We start from the raw sequence: 1,248 nt of genomic DNA, 5'->3' as shown, positions 1-1,248 counted from the left end.
AGACATCCCAATCGTCATCCTCGACGACCCGAGTGTCGCCCATAACCTCGTAGAACTCGCCCCATTTCGGAGCCTGACCGCCGTAAAGCCCTTTTCCTGCAAACCATGCATGATCGTTCGTCGCGTCCCAACGAAAACGACTGCAGCCGAGGAATCGTAGCGTCGCAATTTCTCCAGGCTCGGCACTGTAGGCCCACGGGTTAAGACGAAAGGAAAGGCGGACGCTGTTGCCTTCGACTACCAGCTCTATGTCAGGAGCATTGGGCTCGGCATTCCAATCGGTGTTCAAGTGCTGGAACGATAAATTGGCCATCAGCCATCTTGCATGCTGGGAGGGCAGTTTTCCACCTATCGCAGTCCTTTTTCATTTATCAGTACAGGGCCTAGGGCGAAGCGTCGCGCAGACCCCAGGATTACGACCCCCAATGTAGCCGCAGCCTACTACTCGACCGGCCCGAAGGCCGCAGCTCGGGACAACTTCGCGACAATCGCACGCAGAGCTTCGCCGAAGCGCCGGACTTCCTCGACCGTGTTGTAGTGGACCAACGAGGCGCGGATGGCGCCGCTGTCCATCGAGAGGTTGAGACGCTTCATCAGCCGTGGCGCGTACATGTGGCCGTCGCGGATGCCGATCTGCATCTCGGCCATTTCCTCGACGACCCGCTGCGGCGATAGTTTGCCGATGTTGAAGCAGAAGGTCGGCACGCGCTCATGGATGCGCGCCTCGTCGGCAACGCCGTAGATGGTTGCCCCGCAATCCTTCAGCACGGCCAGCATCTCGCGCGCCAGCACCAGCTCGTAGTCGCGGATGGCGCCCATGCCGGCAACGATGTTTTCGCGTCGGGAGCGGTTGTTGGACGGCGCCAGATTGCGGCCGATCAGTTCCAGATACTGCACCGCCGCATCCATGCCGGAAACGTTCTCGTAGATGAAGGTGCCGGCCTCGACCTTGTAGGGCGGCTCGTCGGGGATGAAGTCCTCGCGAAAGGTCGGCAGCCGCTTCAGCGTTTCGAAACGGCCCCACAGGAAGCCCATATGCGGCGAGAAATTCTTGTAGCCGGAGCAGACGAGATAGTCGCAATCCCAGGCCTGCACGTCGATCAGTCCATGCGGCCCGTAATGCACGCAGTCGAGGAACACTTCGGCGCCGGCCGCATGCGCGATCCCAGCCACCGCAGCGACATCGACGATCGAGCCGATCGAGTGCGCCGTGACCGTGCAGGCGACCAGGCGGGTGCGGTCCGAGAC

General features: G+C 61.2%; 1 protein-coding gene and 1 pseudogene. Both read right to left on the bottom strand.

All coding sequences use genetic code 11. From position 1 onward, the window contains the following. Nucleotides 1–313: pseudogene (locus tag EN969_RS31635) on the bottom strand (hypothetical protein); the annotation flags it as partial. A 128-nt stretch (nucleotides 314–441) separates the two neighbouring features. Further along, the coding region (locus tag EN969_RS31630; RefSeq protein WP_127307488.1) for a cysteine desulfurase-like protein at nucleotides 442–1,248 on the bottom strand (807 nt) is incomplete at its 5' end.

Source organism: Mesorhizobium sp. M7A.F.Ca.CA.003.01.2.1 (genome assembly GCF_003998945.1).
Classification (GTDB): domain Bacteria; phylum Pseudomonadota; class Alphaproteobacteria; order Rhizobiales; family Rhizobiaceae; genus Mesorhizobium; species Mesorhizobium ciceri.
The sequence above is the reverse complement of the archived record's forward strand: the minus strand, read 5'-3'. Positions and strand labels throughout refer to the sequence as shown.